The 16,884-nt window shown below is 65.6% G+C and carries 11 protein-coding genes; 10 read left to right on the plus strand and 1 reads right to left on the minus strand.

The features are described 5' to 3' along the window. Positions 1–34: 34 nt before the first annotated feature. The 9 genes from AC3A3X_RS13230 (at position 35) to AC3A3X_RS13270 (ending at position 13,187) form a co-directional block, all read left to right on the plus strand. The gene (locus AC3A3X_RS13230; protein WP_487583490.1) at positions 35–1,837 is read left to right on the plus strand and encodes an acyl-CoA dehydrogenase; all 1,803 of its coding nucleotides are present in this window, start codon (positions 35–37) and stop codon (positions 1,835–1,837) included. 28 nt (positions 1,838–1,865) lie between these two features. Further along, positions 1,866–3,302: a sugar porter family MFS transporter gene (locus tag AC3A3X_RS13235; protein ID WP_487583491.1), complete on the plus strand. Its 1,437-nt coding sequence runs from the start codon at positions 1,866–1,868 to the stop codon at positions 3,300–3,302. A gap of 413 nt (positions 3,303–3,715) precedes the next feature. After that, positions 3,716–6,013: a TonB-dependent receptor gene (locus AC3A3X_RS13240; protein ID WP_487583492.1), complete on the plus strand. Its 2,298-nt coding sequence runs from the start codon at positions 3,716–3,718 to the stop codon at positions 6,011–6,013. Between the two features lie 30 nt (positions 6,014–6,043). After that, positions 6,044–6,382, plus strand: coding sequence for a hypothetical protein (locus AC3A3X_RS13245; RefSeq protein WP_487583493.1), 339 nt, complete (start codon positions 6,044–6,046; stop codon positions 6,380–6,382). Between the two features lie 21 nt (positions 6,383–6,403). Further along, positions 6,404–7,759 (plus strand): glycoside hydrolase family 1 protein, encoded by a 1,356-nt coding sequence (locus AC3A3X_RS13250; RefSeq protein WP_487583494.1) that lies wholly within the window; start codon positions 6,404–6,406, stop codon positions 7,757–7,759. Continuing rightward, on the plus strand, positions 7,756–8,418 hold the full coding sequence (locus AC3A3X_RS13255; RefSeq protein ID WP_487583495.1) for a TetR/AcrR family transcriptional regulator: 663 nt from the start codon (positions 7,756–7,758) through the stop codon (positions 8,416–8,418). The genes AC3A3X_RS13250 and AC3A3X_RS13255 overlap by 4 nt, the downstream gene beginning before the upstream one ends. 16 nt (positions 8,419–8,434) lie before the next feature. Continuing rightward, positions 8,435–10,687 (plus strand): beta-glucosidase, encoded by a 2,253-nt coding sequence (locus AC3A3X_RS13260; protein WP_487583496.1) that lies wholly within the window; start codon positions 8,435–8,437, stop codon positions 10,685–10,687. A gap of 43 nt (positions 10,688–10,730) precedes the next feature. Further along, the gene (locus AC3A3X_RS13265) at positions 10,731–12,347 is read left to right on the plus strand and encodes a carboxylesterase/lipase family protein (RefSeq protein ID WP_487583497.1); all 1,617 of its coding nucleotides are present in this window, start codon (positions 10,731–10,733) and stop codon (positions 12,345–12,347) included. A 126-nt stretch (positions 12,348–12,473) separates the two neighbouring features. Further along, positions 12,474–13,187 (plus strand): response regulator transcription factor, encoded by a 714-nt coding sequence (locus tag AC3A3X_RS13270; protein WP_487583498.1) that lies wholly within the window; start codon positions 12,474–12,476, stop codon positions 13,185–13,187. Positions 13,188–13,203: 16 nt separating this feature from the next. On the opposite strand, the gene AC3A3X_RS13275 is transcribed toward AC3A3X_RS13270, so the two are convergent. Further along, positions 13,204–14,547, minus strand: coding sequence for a sensor histidine kinase (locus tag AC3A3X_RS13275; RefSeq protein WP_487583499.1), 1,344 nt, complete (start codon positions 14,545–14,547; stop codon positions 13,204–13,206). A gap of 299 nt (positions 14,548–14,846) precedes the next feature. Between AC3A3X_RS13275 and AC3A3X_RS13280 the strand changes: the two genes are divergently transcribed. Continuing rightward, positions 14,847–16,829: a S8 family peptidase gene (locus tag AC3A3X_RS13280; RefSeq protein ID WP_487583500.1), complete on the plus strand. Its 1,983-nt coding sequence runs from the start codon at positions 14,847–14,849 to the stop codon at positions 16,827–16,829. Positions 16,830–16,884 lie beyond the last annotated feature (55 nt).

Genomic DNA, 16,884 nt, shown 5'->3' on the forward strand with positions numbered 1-16,884 from the left:
TTGGATAAACGACTCATATTCACGGAAGCGAACCATGCACAAGACGCCCATCGCCGATCGCCGCCATCTGGACTTCGCGCTGTACGAACTGCTCGAAGTCGCGGATGTATGCCGCTATCCGCGCTTTGCCGAGCACGGGAGGGAGACCTTCGATGCAGCCATCGAGTTGGCGCACCAGGTCGCGGTGGAGTCGTTCCACCCGCACAACCGTGCGGCCGACCTCGCCGAGCCGCATCTGATCGACGGCAGAGTGGAGATGATTCCGGAGATCGGCGCAGGCGTGCAGGCGATGATCGATGCCGGCTTCGTCGCTGCATTGGCCGACAGTGGCGAAGGCGGCATGCAGTTGCCGTTCGTGGTCGCCGCAGCGGCCGACGGCATGTTCGCCTGCGCCAATGCGTCCTTCTGCACCTATCCGGCGCTTTCACGTGGGGTCGCCAACCTGTTGGCGGCCCACGCCAGCGAGGCGCAGAAGCGTCGCTACATGATGCCGATCCTGGAAGGTCGCTACTTCGGCACGATGTGCCTGTCCGAGCCTCAGGCCGGCTCGTCGCTGGCGGACATCAAGACCACCGCTTACCCGCAGGCGGACGGCAGCTACCGGCTCAGCGGCGCCAAGATGTGGATCACCGCAGGCGATCACGAGATGGGCGAGAACATCATCCATCTGGTCCTGGCACGGATCGAGGGGGCGCCGCAGGGCGTGCGTGGGATCAGCCTGTTCATCGTGCCCCGCTGGCGAGTCGATGCCGATGGCAACCGCACCGAGCGCAACGATGTCGTGCTCGCCGGCCTCAACCACAAGATGGGCCAGCGTGGCTGCATCAACACCTTCCTGAAGTTCGGCGAGGGCGGCGATTGCCATGCCGAACTGGTCGGTTCGCCGAACCACGGCCTGGCCTGCATGTTCCACATGATGAACGAGGCGCGCATCGGTGTCGGGATGAGCGCGATCCAGTTGGGCTTCGCCGGCTACCTGTACTCGTTGGAATACGCGCGCGAGCGCCGCCAGGGTCGACACCCGGACCAGCGGAATCCGGATGCGCCTGCGTTGCCGATCATCGAGCATGCAGATGTGCGTCGCATGCTGTTGGCGCAGCGCGCCTACGTAGAGGGTGCACACCTGCTTGGCCTGTACGCGGCGCTGCTGGTGGACCGCTCACACGATCCCGATCCGCAGATCCAGCGCGAGAGCACCGCTCTGCTGGGCTTGCTGACGCCGATCGTCAAGGCGTGGCCGTCGGAGTGGTGCCTGAAGGCGAACGAGCTGGCCATGCAGATCCTGGGGGGCTACGGCTACACCCGCGAGTATCCGGTGGAGCAGTGCTACCGCGACAACCGCATCAACGCCATCCACGAAGGCACCAACGGCATCCAGGCGCTGGATCTGCTGGGCCGCAAGGCGCTGGAGGGGAACGGTGAAACGTTCTGGCTGCTGGCGGCGCGGATCGAAGCGACCTGCACCGAGGCAGACAGCGATGCGGAACTGGCGGCCCTGGCGGCGGACCTGCGCGATGCATCCGCACAGGTGGCAGCCGCGACCTGGGCCGCCGGCGCGCGGATGGGTGCAGGAGAGGCCCGCCTGGCCCTGTCCAACGCGCACCACTACCTGACGGCGCTCGGCCATGTCTGCGTCGCGTGGATGTGGCTGTGGCAGGCAGTGGCGGCGCGGCGCGCACTGCCGGCGGCGGCCGCGCACGACGTCGCGTTCTATCAGGGGAAGCTGCAGAGCTGCCGCTGGTTCTTCGCGGTCGAACTGCCGGTCGTGGCGCATCACGCGAAGCTGGTGACGCGCGCGGACGACAGCGCGTTCGCCATGCGGGACGAATGGTTCTGAGGCCGGCTGCAACGCATCGGGGAAGGGCATGGAACGAGTGAACGAACTGCAGGCGTGTGCGGATGTGACGGTGGAACAGCGTGCTACCGCACGCGTGGTGCTGGTATCGGCGGCAGCGGCGTTGGGGGGCTTTCTGTTCGGATTCGACACCGCGGTGATCAATGGCGCGGTGGACGCCGTTCGCAGCGGCTTCGGCCTGAGCGCGACGCAGACCGGTTTCGCGGTGTCCTGTGCGCTGCTTGGTTCGGCGCTGGGCGCCTGGTACGCCGGCTCGCTGGCCGACCGCTTTGGTCGCGTGCGGACGATGCAGGTGGCGGCGATGGTGCTGGCGGTCAGTGCGGTGGGTTCAGGACTGGTGCTCGGGATCTGGGATCTGATGCTGTGGCGCGTGGTCGGCGGCATCGGTGTCGGCGTAGCCTCGGTCATCGCACCGACCTACATCGCCGAAGTGTCGCCGGCGCACGTGCGCGGCCGGCTTGGGTCGTTGCAGCAGCTGGCGATCGTGCTCGGCATTTTCACGGCCCTGCTCAGCGACGCCTGGCTGGCCGGTCTGGCAGGTGGCGCGGCCAAGCCACTGTGGCTCGGTCTCGAAGCGTGGCGCTGGATGTTCCTGGTTGCGCTGATGCCAGCGCTGGTCTATGGGGCCTTGGTGCTGGCCGTACCGGAGTCGCCGCGCTACCTGGTGGCCAAAGCGCGCCTGGTGGAAGCCAAGGAGGTACTGCGCCAGGTGCTGGGAATGCGCAGCGAGGGTGCGCTGGAGCGGAAGGTCGCCGATATCCGTGACAGTCTCCGCAATGAAGTCCGGCCGGCGCTCAGCGATCTGCGCGATCCGCGTGTCGGCCTGCTTCCGGTGGTGTGGATCGGCATCGTGCTGTCGGTGCTCCAGCAGTTCGTCGGGATCAATGTCATCTTCTACTACTCCTCGACGCTGTGGCGTTCGGTTGGCTTCAGCGAGGCTGACTCTTTCACGATCACCGTCGCCACCTCGGTGGTGAACGTGCTGGTGACACTGCTGGCGATCGCGTTGGTCGACAAGGTCGGGCGCAAACCGTTGCTGGCGGTTGGTTCGGCCGGCATGGCGGTGGCTTTGGCACTGATGGCCTGGTGCTTCTCGCGCGCCAGCGGTAGCGGCACCGAACTGGCGCTGCCCGCGCCTTGGAGCCATATCGCGCTGATCGCGGCCAACGCCTACGTGGTCTTCTTCGGTCTCAGCTGGGGGCCGATGGTATGGGTGCTGTTGGGCGAGATGTTCCCCAATCGCATACGCGCAATGGCACTGGCGGTCGCTGCCTCGGCACAGTGGATAGCCAACTTCGTCATCACCAGCAGCTTCCCGTCGCTCGCCGAGATCGGCCTGGCGTTCGCCTACGGCCTGTACGCGCTGTTTGCGTCGCTGTCGCTGGTGTTCGTGCTGATGGCGGTGCGCGAAACCAAGGGGATGGAGTTGGAGGACATGCGCGAATAGAAGTACGGGACCGGGGCGCCCGGATACATGGGTTCGGACGGTCCAACTCCTGCAGTTCGCGACGGTTGTGCGGCGATGCACACGCTCGCCACATCGCTGCGCCGATAGCCGATGTTCCAAGAGCGCGCGTTCCACTTGCCCCTGGGAGCGAGGCGATGCGCTTTTGAAGGATGTTTTTGAATGAACGCATGTCGCAATAAAAATATTTGCAAGCATTGTTGACTGCAACTAACAGTCATGCTTGACTGCAAATAAAGCAGCGGCGTCCCGGCGGAATTCCGACCCGATGGGATCGGAGGCGACGAGGCGAAGCGAGAACAAGGGGGCTCCAGGCATCCGTCACCGCGGCGATCCCGCGCCGGATTCCATGGTGCGAAAAGACACGGGAGGGGGAAGCAATGCGCAACTCAAGCTTGAGATCCACGAGAAAGGCAGTACTGGCCTCGGTGATCGGTGCCAGCCTGGCCGCCATGGCAGCCAGCACGGTCAATGCCCAGGAACCATTGGCGGCTCAGCCCGCGGAGAAGAAGGACGATCCAACCAGGCTCGATGCCATCGTCGTCACTGCGACGCGACGCGAACAGCTCCTTCAGGACGTGCCCGTCGCGGTCACCGCAGTGTCCGGCAAGACGATCGACAAATCCGCTTTCCGCGAAGCCACCGACATCCAGTACCTGGCGCCGAACGTCACCTTCTCGGCAACCAATCCGGTGTCCAACGGCGGCGGCTACCAGATTCGCGGCGTGGGTACCCAGACATTCGATAGCGGCGTGGAGCAGACCGTCGGCCTGGTGGTCGACGGAGTCGTGATCGGCCTGTCGCGGGACCCTGGAGCGACTGGTTTCAGCGACATCGAACGGGTCGAAGTGCTGCGCGGACCCCAGGGGACGCTGTTCGGCAAGAACTCTTCGGCCGGTGTCATCCAGATCGTGACCAAGCAGCCGAAAATCGGCGAGAACGCGGGCGATCTGAGCCTGTCCTATGGCGAGCGCGACGAGCAGATTGCGCGCGGCTCGGTCAACCTGGGGATGGGCGAGAGCGCGGCGCTGCGGGTTTCGGCCTTCTACCAAAGCCAGGACGGTGCCATTCCCTACGTGGCCCGCGATGAAGGCAACGTGGGAGATCGCGAGAACAAGGGCGCGCGCGCCAAGCTCCTGTGGTGGGCGACCGACAATCTGTCGCTGCTGTTCTCCGCAGAGCACCAGGAGGGCTTCGCGCGCGACGCGCACACCATCGAAACCCTCAGCACGTCGCCGCTGTACAGCTCGCAGTTCGCCCGCTTCGACGAGAAGCCCGGGCATGGCGTCTACAAGAGCTTCCAGGACGGCGACTGGACCGCGGAAACCCAGGTCGACGCCGCGTCGCTGCAGATGGATGTGCTGATGGGCGACCACACCCTCACCTCCATCAGCGCCTATCGCAAGCTTGAAGTAACCCAGTTGGCCGACATCGATGCCGCGCCGATCGACATCTTCAACAACAGTGACGGCGGCGTGGACAGCAGCCAGTTCACCCAGGAAGTGCGCCTGACGTCGCCGTCCGGCGAGCGGTTCGAGTATGTGGCGGGTGCCTATTACTACCGGACCGATGTCAACGGCTGGGCGGCCCAGGTCGGCAATCTCTACGGCCTCTTCGGCGTGCCGGTAGTGCTCGGCGGCGGGCGCCGGGACCAGGCTGGCGACAACCGCAGCCTCGCGGCCTTCGGCCAGGGCACCTATGGGTTGACCGATTCGCTGAAGCTGATTGCCGGCGTTCGCTACACCAGGGACAAGGTATGGGGCTCGCTGCGGGTGACCCCGTTGCCCTTCCCGGCGGTTCCGATCGGCATCCTGCCGCCTTACGACGGGAAGTTCGAGGAGGAGAACCTATCGGGCCGCATCGGCCTGCAGTACGACCCCACCGAGAACCTGATGCTGTACGCGACCTATGCGCGCGGTTACAAGGGTCCTGCCGTCGACGGCACCACCGGTACGCCGCACGAGGTGAGGTCGGAGACGGTCGACAGCTACGAACTTGGTGCGCGTTCGACCTTGCTGGATGGCCGTGTGACGCTCAATGCCACGCTGTATTCGTCCGATTTCAAGGACTTCCAGGCACAGACACTGGACCTGAGCGCTACGCCGCCGGCGTTCGCTCTCTCGAATGCCGGATTGATGCGCGTGCGCGGCGTGGAGCTGGAGTCTTCCCTGCGCGTCACCGAGAACTTCGACCTGTCCCTGGCTGCGACCTACAACGATGCGCAGTTCAAGGATTTCCGCAGCACCTGCTACGCGGGACAGCCACAGTCGCCGGTCGTTGGCGAAGGTTGCTACGTCGATCCGGTCACCGGTCTGCAGGTAGCCAACTTCGCCGGCGAAAGTCTGCCCAATGCTCCGGAGTGGACCTACATCGTGCGCGGTTCCTACCAGCATCCGTTCGCCAACGGACTGATGTTCGACGCCGGCGCGAACTGGGCCTGGCGCAGCGAGGCGCAGGCTGTGGTGGCTGACCCCAATGCGGTCGTCGACGCCTATGGCCTGTTGAACGCGAGCGTCGGGGTTGGACGACAGGACGGGCGTTGGCGGGTCGGGTTGTACGCGCGCAACTTGCTGGACGAACACTTCTACGCGCCCTATGCCTCCGGTCCCACACTCAATCCGGGTGGCTACTTCCGGATCATGAGTCCGGATGCCTTCCGCACGGTGGGCGTCAATCTCAGTCTGAAGTTCTGAGCGGTCTGATCATCACAGGAGATTGATCCGATGAAACTTTTCTTTTCATGCATCGCGACCGTGGCGATGGCAGCAGCGGTCGTCGGCTGCGCGAGTACGCCGAGCGTGTCGAGCGCTACCGCTGCTGCGACCAAGGCGGTGTCCGTATCGGCGCCGGGATTCTCCGTGGCCTCGACCCCGCTGGAGGCACTGGCAGCCGACGCCGATGCACGCGCGGCCGTCGTGAGGCACCTTCCGACGATCTTCGAGCATCCGGCGTACGACTCGTTCAAGTCCATGTCCCTGGAGGCACTCCTGCCGTACAGCCAGGGTGCGCTGACGGAGGATCGACTGAGGGCGCTTCAGGCCGATCTGGACAAACTGCACTAGAAACGCTGAAGGAATACCGCAATGAGCACCACATTCGATCGCAGGTCCGCCCTTGCCCTGATGGCCAAGGGAATGGTGGCCGGAGTTGTCGGCGGCAGCCTCCCCGGCAGCGCCGGGGCGGCCCCGCCACAGCGCAAGCCGCCGGCCCCCGGAGCTTTCCTCTGGGGGACGGCGGGTGCGGCCCATCAGATCGAGGGCGGCAACTACGCCAGCGATCTGTGGGTGATGGAGAACACCAGGCCGAGCTTGTTCAAGGAGCCATCGGGCGATGCCGCCGACACGTACCATCGCGTCGAATCGGACATCGCCCTGGCGGCTTCGCTGGGCTTCAACACGCATCGATTTTCGATCGAATGGTCGCGCATCGAACCCGAACCGGGCCAGGTATCGCGAGCGGCGCTGGACTACTACCGTCGGGTGCTGGAGACCATTCACCGCCATGGCATGGTCCCGTTCGTCACCTACAGCCACTTCACGGCGCCGCGGTGGTTCGCGGCGGCCGGCGGATTCCAGACGCGCGACGGGATCGAACCTTTTGTCCGCTACTGCAGTCTGGTCACCCGCGAACTGGGCGAGCTCATGGGTCTGGCGGCAACCTTCAACGAACCCAACCTGGGCATGCTGGTGAGCTGGACACCGTCGATCAGGCAGCTGCGGCCGTACATCGACGCTGCCTGCGCGGCGGTGGGTGCCAACATGGGAGCGCCGAACTGGATGCCGCCACTGCTGGGCGACTCCCGGATCAAGCAACCGATCATGATCGAGGCGCACGATCGGGCCTATGCGGCGATCAAGCAGATATCCGCGGGCCGCTTCCCGGTCGGCATCACCCTGGCCCTGAATGACGACCGCCCGGCGCACCCCGGTGTCATCGACGGCATCGAGCGCAAGCGGGCCCAGGTGCTGCTGCCGTGGCTGCAAGCGGAGGGCGACTTCGTGGGGGTCCAGAACTACACCTACAGTCTCGTCGACACCGATTCCGACCTGCCCACGCCAGCCGGCGTCGAGCAGACCCAGATGGAATACCCCTTCGCGCCCGAGGCCCTGGAGCAGGCGATCCGCACCGTGTCCCGACATACTTCCAAGCCGATCTACGTCACCGAGAACGGCGTGGCCACGGAGGACGACGCCCGGCGCGTGGCGTTCATCGACCAGGCGGTCGACGGCGTTTTCAGCTGCCTCCGCGACGGGATCGACGTGCGCGGTTACATTCATTGGTCGCTGCTCGACAATTGGGAATGGTTCGCCGGCTTCCGGCCAAAGTTCGGCCTGGTTGCAGTCGATCGCACTACCTTCGAGCGCACGCCAAAACCCAGCGCCCATCACCTCGGCCGGATTGTGCGGGCCGGATTGCCCAAAGGACTCAGAGCACGGTGACCACATCCAGGAAGGCCCCTCGACGCACCCAGGAGTCGCGCAGCGCGGCCACTCGCGCCAGGCTGCTGCGCGCGGCAATCGATTCGCTGTACGCGGACGGGTACGCCGCCACGACGACGACGGTGGTGGCCGAAAAGGCAGGCGTCAGCCGGGGAGCGATGCTGCATCAGTTTCCGACCAAGGTGGAGCTGATGTTGTACGTCGTGCAGTCGGTGTATGAGGATGAAATTCGCCTCTATCGCGAGGCTCTGGAGCCGATCTCGGATCCGCGCGAACGCCTCCACGCGTTCCCCCGACTGGTCTGGGACATCCTGTGCCGCCCGGCAGGCGTGGCGGTGCTGGAGATCATGCAGGGCGCACGCAGCGATGCCACGCTGACAGAAAAATTGAGGCCCCTGCAAGCCCAGATCGAACGGGACTCGTTCAAGCGCGCTGCCGAGCTCCTGAACAGAACCGGTGCGGCGTCGCCGGAGAAGACACGGCTGCTGGTGTGGGCCGTCCGCGGCCTTTCTGTTGCGCGCCTGCTCTCGGACAAGCCGAAAGAGATTGAAAAGTCCGTTGATCTGCTGCGCGACCTGCTCGTCGCCAGCGTCGAGGATGGCGACAGAAAGGGGGCGCCCGTCTCCGGGGCGCGAATCAAGCGCAAGCGTCAGGACTGACCAAATGCACGTTCCAATGAAGATCGCAATCGCCGCCGTGATTGCGGCGACGGTATCGGCTACCCAGGTCGCGGCACAGGATCGACAGGCGCCCCAGGCGGTGTCGGCGCGCCACGACTGGCAAGATCCTGCCCGGTCCGTTGACGAGCGGGCCCGTCTGCTGGTCGACGCGTTGACGCTCGACGAGAAGATTTCCCTGTTGCGAACCCAGGCCGGTTTTGGCCTGCTGTCCCTCGGCGTGCCGCTGCCGCCGAGCGTTCCGGAGGCGATGCGCAAACACACGCCGCAAGGTGCGCTGGGGTCGGCTGGCTTCGTCGCCGGCCTGCCCAGGGTCGGCTGGCCCGCACTGCAGATGTCCGATGCCAGCCTCGGCGTGGCCAACCTGGGCGGTTTCCTGCGCAGGGGGGACGAGGCGACGTCGCTGCCCGCCAGTCTTGCGCTGGCGGCGACCTTCGATCCCGGACTCGCACGCGAGGCAGGCCAGATGCTCGGTGCCGAGGCCCATGCCAAGGGCTTCAACGTGCAGTTGGCCGGTGGCGTGAACCTGACGCGTGAGCCCCGCAATGGCCGCAACTTCGAGTACGCCGGCGAGGATCCGCTGCTGTCGGGCACGATCATCGGCGAGCAGGTGGCGGGCATCCAGAGCCGGCATGTCGTTTCCACGGTCAAGCACTACGCACTCAACAGCCAGGAGACCGGCCGGTTCGTCCACGATGCCGTGATCGACGAATCGGCATTGCGCGAGTCCGATCTGCTGGCGTTCCAGATCGCGGTTGAACGCGGTCAGCCCGGTGCGGTCATGTGCGCGTACAACCGGATCAATGGCACCTACGCTTGCGAGAACGACTTCCTGCTCAACCGGGTACTCAAGGGCGAGTGGCGCTTTCCGGGCTGGGTGATGTCGGACTGGGGCGCGGTGCACGCGCTCAAGCCTTCGATCGATGCGGGCCTGGACCAGGAATCGCCGCAGGACGAGGCCCGCTTCGCCGGCTTGAAGGCCGCGGTCGAGAAGGGCGAGATTCCGGCCGAACGCATCGACGATGCCGCCCGTCGTATCGCACGCAGCCTGATCGCCGTGGGCGCCGCCGATGTCCCGGCCACTCCCGGCGGGTCGATCGACCGGAGCGCCCACGCCGCGATCGCCGAACGGATCGCGCTGTCGGGCATGGTGCTGCTGAAGAATGACGGCGTGTTGCCGCTAGCAGGTTCGGTGCGCACGCTCGCGATCATCGGCGGTTTCGCCGACCGGGGTGTGCTGTCCGGTGGCGGGTCGTCGCAGGTCATGCCCTATGGCGGGCACTTCCTCGATACGCGCGGACGCGAAGGAATCGCGGCGATCCTGTCGCCTGTATACGGTCTGTCATCGCCGCTGAAGGCGTTGCAGGCATCCAGGCCCGGTATCGACATCCGCTTCGACGACGGCTCCGACCCGACCCGCGCCGCCGAACTGGCGCGGCAGGCCGACGTCGCCGTGGTGTTCGCGACGCGGCCGGAGGAGGAGGGTCTGGATGCGCCCGATCTGTTGCTGCCGCACGCGCAGGACGCGCTGATCGCGAACGTGGCGTCCGCCAATCCGCGCACGGTCGTGGTGCTGGAAACCGGCAATCCGTTGTCGATGCCGTGGCTGGGCCAGGTCGGTGCGGTGCTGCAGGCCTGGTACCCGGGGCAACGCGGCGGTGAGGCCATCGCCAGGATCCTGACCGGCGAAGCCGAGCCTTCCGGGCGCCTCCCGATGACCTTCCCGGCCAGCGTCGAACAACTGCCGCGCCAGTCGGTTCCCGGGTTCGATCCCGAGCGTCGCACGCCGTTCGGCCTGGGCAAGCCGGTGCCACCGTTCCAGGTCCGCTTCGATGAAGGCAGTGACGTCGGTTATCGCTGGTTCGAGCGCACCGCTGCCAAGCCGCTGTTCCCGTTCGGCCACGGCCTGACCTACACCACCTTTGCCTACCGGAAGTTGCGCGTACGCAACGACGGTGGCGAACTGCGCGCCACGTTCACGTTGACCAATACCGGTAAGCGTTCGGGAACCGAGGTCGCGCAGTTGTACGTCGCTCCACCGGGGCGCACCCATCGCCTGGTCGGGTGGTCGCGTGTGGAACTGAAGCCGGGCGAGTCGCGCGAAGTGACCATCTCCGCCGATCCGCGCCTGCTGGCGTCCTATGACAAACAGGCCAGTGCCTGGGTGCGATCGGGTGGCCGGTTCAGCGTCTATGTCGGCCGGGCTGCCGGGGTCCGCGATCTGAGCGCTACTGCCGTACTTCCGAAATAGTTCTGTCCCTTACGTTCTCCTTGGCCCTGAAACGGAGCGCTCCATGGCACTGCGTTCGTTGATCATCGCCACCGCGATGGCGGTATCGCTCGTCCCGCCAGTCGCGCAAGCGTCTGCGCTCACCTCCGCCCGCATCGCCACCGCAGGTGGGACCGTCCAGGGAGCGGACGAGGGTGGCGTGCTTTCCTTCAAGGGCATCCCCTATGTGAAGCCGCCGCTCGGTGAACTGCGCTGGCGCGCGCCGCAGCCGCTGCAACCCTGGAAAGGTGTGCGCGATGCAAGCCGGCTTTCGCCGGACTGCATGCAGGCCCCGCTCGGACCGCCACCGCCGGGCGGGAGACACCCGATATCCGAGGATTGCCTCTACCTGAATCTCTGGCGGCCGGACACGTCGGCGCGGAAGTTGCCGGTGATGGTTTGGATCCACGGTGGTGGCTTCGTCAACGGCGGGTCGTCCTCGTTGGACTCCACCGGCGAGAGCATGGCCGAACGAGGGCTGGTGTTCGTCAGCTTCAACTATCGCCTTGGCCGCTTCGGCTCCTTCGGCTTTCCTGCGTTGAATGCCGAGCATCCGGAAGAGGCCAAGGGCAACTACGGAATGATGGACCAGATCGCTGCACTGAAATGGGTCCGCAGCAACATCGCGGACTTCGGTGGCGATCCCGCCAACGTCACCGTGATCGGGGAGTCGGCGGGCGGCATGTCGATCAACATGCTGATGACGTCACCGGAAGCGAAGGGCTTGTTCGAACGTGCCATTGTCCAGTCCGGTGCCGGACGCAATCTGCCGCGCGAACGGTACCTGGCCAAGGATCTGCCGGACGCGGCCTCCGCGACCACACTTGGGCTCGCGTTCGCCAGGAAGTGGAACATCGCCGGCGAGGGCCGGAAGGCTCTTTCGGACCTGCGTTCGCTCAGCGCCGAGCAGGTCACCGACGGCCTGAACATGTTGTCGATACTGCAGCGCGACCGAGCCCTTTACGCCGGGCCCGTCATCGAGGGGCGCCTCCTCGTGGAAACGCCACAGGCGGCCTATGCCGCGGGCCGGCAACAGCGCATACCGATGATCGTCGGCGCGACTACCTGGGACTTGGGGCTCAATACTGCCAGGACACCGGAGGAGGCCTTTACCGCCTTTGGCCCGGATGCCGATGCTGCACGCCGGGCATACGACCCGGACGGAAAGGGCGACATGCAGGCGATCAACATTGCCGTAGGTGGAGACCGCCTCATGGTTGAGCCTGCGCGATTCCTCGCCCGCTCGGAGCGGGCGGTTGGAGTGCCGGCGTACCTGTATCGATTCTCCTATGTTCTGCAAGGCAAGCGAGCGCAGTCTCCATACGGCGCACAGCACGCAACGGACGTTGCCTTCGCTCTGGATCGGCTTGGCGCTTTCCACGGCGACATCGTCACTCCAGACGACGACCGCGTGGCCAATGCCATGGCGGACTATTGGGCAAACTTTGCCCGCAGCGGCGATCCCAACGGCGAGGGTCTGCCGACTTGGCCCACGTATCGTGCGGCCGACGAACTGCTGCTGGATTTCGGTGCAGACGGAAGCGTCACCGCCAAGTCCGATCCCTGGAAGGAACGGCTCGATCTGACAGAACGTGCTGGCGTACGCGCCTCGAAACCCGACAGCTTGCGACTGAGCCCCTGACGAGTGCAGCGCCTATCCGGGCCATGCCGACGCATCATTTGGAAGTAGCGCCCGACCCGGCTACAGTCGTGCACTTGGGTCCGGTCCTGGCCCTCGTTGGTTGCCACCCGTTCTTCCCCTGCCGCCATGGTCGCCCCACAGCACATCCCATCGAGAATCGTGTTGCTCGAAGACGACACGTCGCTGCTGCAGGACGTGCTGTTGCCAGGTCTGGCCGACTATGGATTCGTCGTCGCAGGCGTGCAGACGGCGGCAGAGCTGTACGAGACGCTCCGCGCACAGGCCTTCGATGTCGTCGTGCTCGACGTGGGATTGCCGGATGCGGACGGGTTCAGCGTTGCCCAGGCGATCCGCGCGATGCTTCCCGACATCGGGATCATCATGTTGACCGGTCATGGAGGAACCTCCGACCAGGTCCGCGGCCTGAGCCAGGGCGCGGACGCCTACCTGGTAAAGCCGGCGCACGTCGAGTTGCTGGCGGCCACCATCCGCAGCCTGTTGCGGAGACTGAAAGGACTTGCGCCGCTCAAGGTCACCAGACGCTGGCAATTCGACCTCAATGACTGGTGCATGGTGTCGCCGATGGGGTGTTCGATTCCCCTGACCAACGCCGAGCAAAGGGTCGTGGCGCACCTGGCATCGGCGCTTGGACAGCTGGTGACGCGCGATCAGCTGGTGTCCGCCTTTGCGGACAACGTGCTCGACTTCGATCCCCATCGCATCGAGATGGTGATCCATCGTTTGCGCAGAAAGGTGCAGAGCCGGTGTGGAGAGTCGTTCCCGTTGACTTCGGTGCACGGCAAGGGTTACGTGCTGGAGGATGTGGCCAAGACCGGTTGAGGGCGCGCCGTCCTGGCTAGTTCTCCTGGGTGCCATCGTCGACGCCGGGCAGCGTGATCCGGTACGTGCTTCCTTGCTCTGGCGTGCTCTCGACCGTGATGTCGCCGCCCTCGGCGAGGACCACGTCGCGGATCACGGCCAACCCCAGTCCGGTCCCGCCGACTTTGGTGCTGAAGAACGGCTCGAAGATCTGCCGCCGCACTATTTCGTCCATGCCGTGTCCGGTATCGGCGAGGACGATCTCGGTTGTGCCTGCGGGATTTCTGCTCAACTCGATCCGAAAGGTCCCGCCGTTAGGCATCGCGTCGCGCGCGTTGGCCGCGATGTTGATGATCATCAATTCGAACTCGCTTCGGTCGAAACGCACGAGCAGCGGAGCTTCATCCCTGGGCAGCTCCAGGGTGATGGCGTGTGGAAACAACTGCCGCAGCATCGCCTGCATGCCGATGACGGCCTCGACTGCGTTGAAAACCTGCGGGCGCGCCACGTCGTGTCGACTGAACGACAGGAGTTTTCGAGTAATTTCCGTCCCTCGTTCCGCAGCCGAACCGATGCCGCTGAGCGTCTTGTCGAAGGCAGCCTGCTGCTCGTCGCCTTGCTTCATGTCAAGGATCCGATCGCGCTGCGAGGCGTAACCGCTGATCAGGTTGAGGATGTTGCCGAAGTCGTGTGCGATGCCGCTGGCGAGGCGGCCAGCGGCTTCCAGCTTCTGCGCATGGATGAGCTGGGATTGCGCGCGCTCACGCGCCTCCATCTCGCGCTGCAGGTCGAGGCCGCGCTGCTCCGACTCCGCCAGGGTTTCGCGCAGCGCATTGACGGTGCGGTCGAGAATCAGGGCGACGATCAGTTGGCTGAAGATCGCCGACAGCAGGTTGGCAAGGGATGCGTCGACTTCGTCTGCTTTCAGAAGGTCGACCGTGAATCCGACCGCCGTGATCAACTGCAGCACGACGAAGATCAACCACAGGGACGACCGTCCCAGCACGAGACCGCTGATGACCAGCGTCATCAGGGAATCGATCTGCTGCGTTGCCATTACCCCGAAGCCGGCGTGCAGATAATCGACCAGCATTCCGATCAGCGTGGTGGTCAAGTAAAGCCTGATCGCCGGTCTGAAGAGGCCACGACGGATCATGACGATGGCGAACAGTTGCGTCGCGGCGAGCGTCAGCGACGTGACCAGCGATAGCAAACCGCCACGCGGCATGCCGGCAAAGGCGATGTGGTAACCCCACAGCGCAGGCGTGCCTATGCCCATGAACAGGAACAGCACCTGCATGGCGGGTGCGTTGCGCCGATCGACGGGGTCGCTGATCGGCAGATCACGCAGCCAGTGCAGCAGCCGGTCCCAAGAGTTCACGTCAGGCTCCTCGAAATGTGCGCGATGTCGCGTTGGCGTTCATGTTTCGAGGGCTGCGAACTCGTCGCCGGCATGATGCCGTGAAACTGTCACGACATGTGAATCTTCGGTGAGTGCGATGTGAAACGAGTGTGAATGACAGCAGGCAATTCTCCCCTCTACGGTGTGACCCAGCAGGCATGCGCCGGGGGCGATCCCGTCATCACTGCCGCGCCACAACAGCGACGGAAGCCGGGATCTGCACCAGGCGCAGGCGCGGCACCCGTCGCCCACTTTTCAGTCATTCGAGGGGAAACAAAATGAGCAAGCGCACGCACATCCTGGGCGCCAGTGCACTGGCGGTCGCCGTCGTCACGGCCATGTCCGCCCTGGCTCCTGGCGATGCCAGCGCCGGTTCCAACGGAACCGCGGGGATCAGGCCGCTTGCTCTTCGCGAGCAGCAGACCCGGTTCGACCGCTTCATCGTCCGTTACAAGGCCGGCGACGCCGCAGCGCGCAGCCAGGCGACAGTGGTGAGCGCGATGAACGCCGCCGCCCAGCGCGCCGGTGTCACGGGCAAGGTTGGCGCCAATGGCGTGACCCCCGCGCTGACCTCGCGGTACGTGCGCAAGATGGGCATCGGCGCCGATGTGATCCAGCTGTCGCGCAAGCTCGACGCAGCCGAGGCCAACGTACTGCTCGCGCAGTTGCGCAGCGATCCGGCAGTTGCCTACGCCGAGCCGGACTTGCTGATGCAGGCAGTAGACCTCAATCCGGACGACCCGCACTACGCCAACCTGCAGTGGCACTACCGCAACGTCTCCGGCGCAGTCGCACCGGGCGCACCGGCGAACAGCCCTGGCGGCATCAACCTGCCCAAGGCCTGGGGCGCGGCGATCACCAACGGCGGCAACCCGGTGGCGACGCCGAACGGCGAGGGCGTGGTGGTGGCGGTGCTCGATACCGGGTACGTCGATCACGGCGACCTGGGCGCCAACATCGTGCCGGGCTACGACTTCATCAGCGCCTACGGCCAGGACGCGCAGAACCCGAACGTGGCCGGCGACGGCGACGGCCGCGACGCCGACGCGCACGACACCGGTGACTGGACGGACGATTCGATGTCGAGCTGGTGTGGCGGCCCGCCGTCCGACAGCTCGTGGCATGGCACGCACGTGGCCGGCACCATCGCGGCGGTGACCAACAACGCCAAGGGCGTGGCCGGTGTGGCCTACAAGGCCAAGGTGATGCCGGTGCGCGTGCTCGGCCACTGCGGCGGCCTGACCTCCGATATCGCCGATGCCATCACCTGGGCGTCGGGCGGCAGCGTGCCGGGCGTGACCGACAATACCAACCCCGCCGAAGTGCTCAACTTGAGCCTGGGCGGTTCGGGCGCCTGCGCGGCCGCGTCGGTCACGCAGATCGCCATCGACGGTGCGCTTTCACGCGGTTCCACTGTCGTTGTCGCTGCCGGCAACAACAACGCCGACGCCTCGTCGAAGACCCCGGCCTCGTGCGCGGGCGTGATCACCGTCGGCGCCACCGGCGTGGATGCGTCGCGGGCGTTCTATTCCAACTACGGCCTCTCCGTGACGCTCTCGGCTCCGGGCGGTGGCGGCACCGCCAGCGGCGATGCGCTGGATGCCAGCAATGTCATCTGGTCGACCGGCAATACCGGCACCACCACGCCGGTGGCCAGCGCCGACGGCGGCGATGTCTACACCGGCATGGTCGGTACGTCGATGGCGTCCCCGCACGTCGCGGGCGTGGCTGGGCTGATCCAGAGCACGGCGGTGGCCGCGGGCCAGCCCGCGCTGACGCCCGCGCTGGTCCGGCAAGTGCTGACCAAGACCGCACGCAGCTTCCCGACGTCGGTGACGCCACCGTTCCCGATGGGCGTGGGCATTGTCGACGCCAATGCCGCCGTGCTGATGGCCAAGGGTGTGGTGGCGCCGGATCCGGCCACGGCGCTGAGCAACCGCTCGCCACGCCAGATCACCGCGGCCAGCAAGAATCCGGTCTTCAGCACGACCGCGGGCAGCAGCAACCTGTTCGTGCTCGGCAACGTGCCGGCAGGCAAGGCCAGCATCAACATCCGCACCTACGGCGGCACCAGGGACAGTGACGTCGCCCTGTACGTCAAGCGCGGCTCGGCTCCGACGACCAGCGACTTCGACTTGAAGTCGGACAAGGCCGGAACCACCGAAGCGGTGATGCTCACCAATCCCGCCGCAGGCGACTACTACGTCCTGGTGGTCAATACCAAGGCCTCCACCGACGAGTACGTGCTGGCCGCGTACTGATAGCAATTGCACGGCAGACGATCTGCCGGGAAGGTCCGCCTTCCCGGCATCTGCC

It is taken from the genome of Lysobacter sp. Soil_N_23, from assembly GCF_057656135.1.

Coding starts and splice junctions, on each gene's coding strand:
- AC3A3X_RS13230 (WP_487583490.1), top strand. CDS start 35: ATGCACAAGACGCCCATCGCCGATCGCCGCCATCTGGACTTCGCGCTG.
- AC3A3X_RS13235 (WP_487583491.1), top strand. CDS start 1,866: ATGGAACGAGTGAACGAACTGCAGGCGTGTGCGGATGTGACGGTGGAA.
- AC3A3X_RS13245 (WP_487583493.1), top strand. CDS start 6,044: ATGAAACTTTTCTTTTCATGCATCGCGACCGTGGCGATGGCAGCAGCG.
- AC3A3X_RS13250 (WP_487583494.1), top strand. CDS start 6,404: ATGAGCACCACATTCGATCGCAGGTCCGCCCTTGCCCTGATGGCCAAG.
- AC3A3X_RS13260 (WP_487583496.1), top strand. CDS start 8,435: ATGAAGATCGCAATCGCCGCCGTGATTGCGGCGACGGTATCGGCTACC.
- AC3A3X_RS13265 (WP_487583497.1), top strand. CDS start 10,731: ATGGCACTGCGTTCGTTGATCATCGCCACCGCGATGGCGGTATCGCTC.
- AC3A3X_RS13270 (WP_487583498.1), top strand. CDS start 12,474: ATGGTCGCCCCACAGCACATCCCATCGAGAATCGTGTTGCTCGAAGAC.
- AC3A3X_RS13280 (WP_487583500.1), top strand. CDS start 14,847: ATGAGCAAGCGCACGCACATCCTGGGCGCCAGTGCACTGGCGGTCGCC.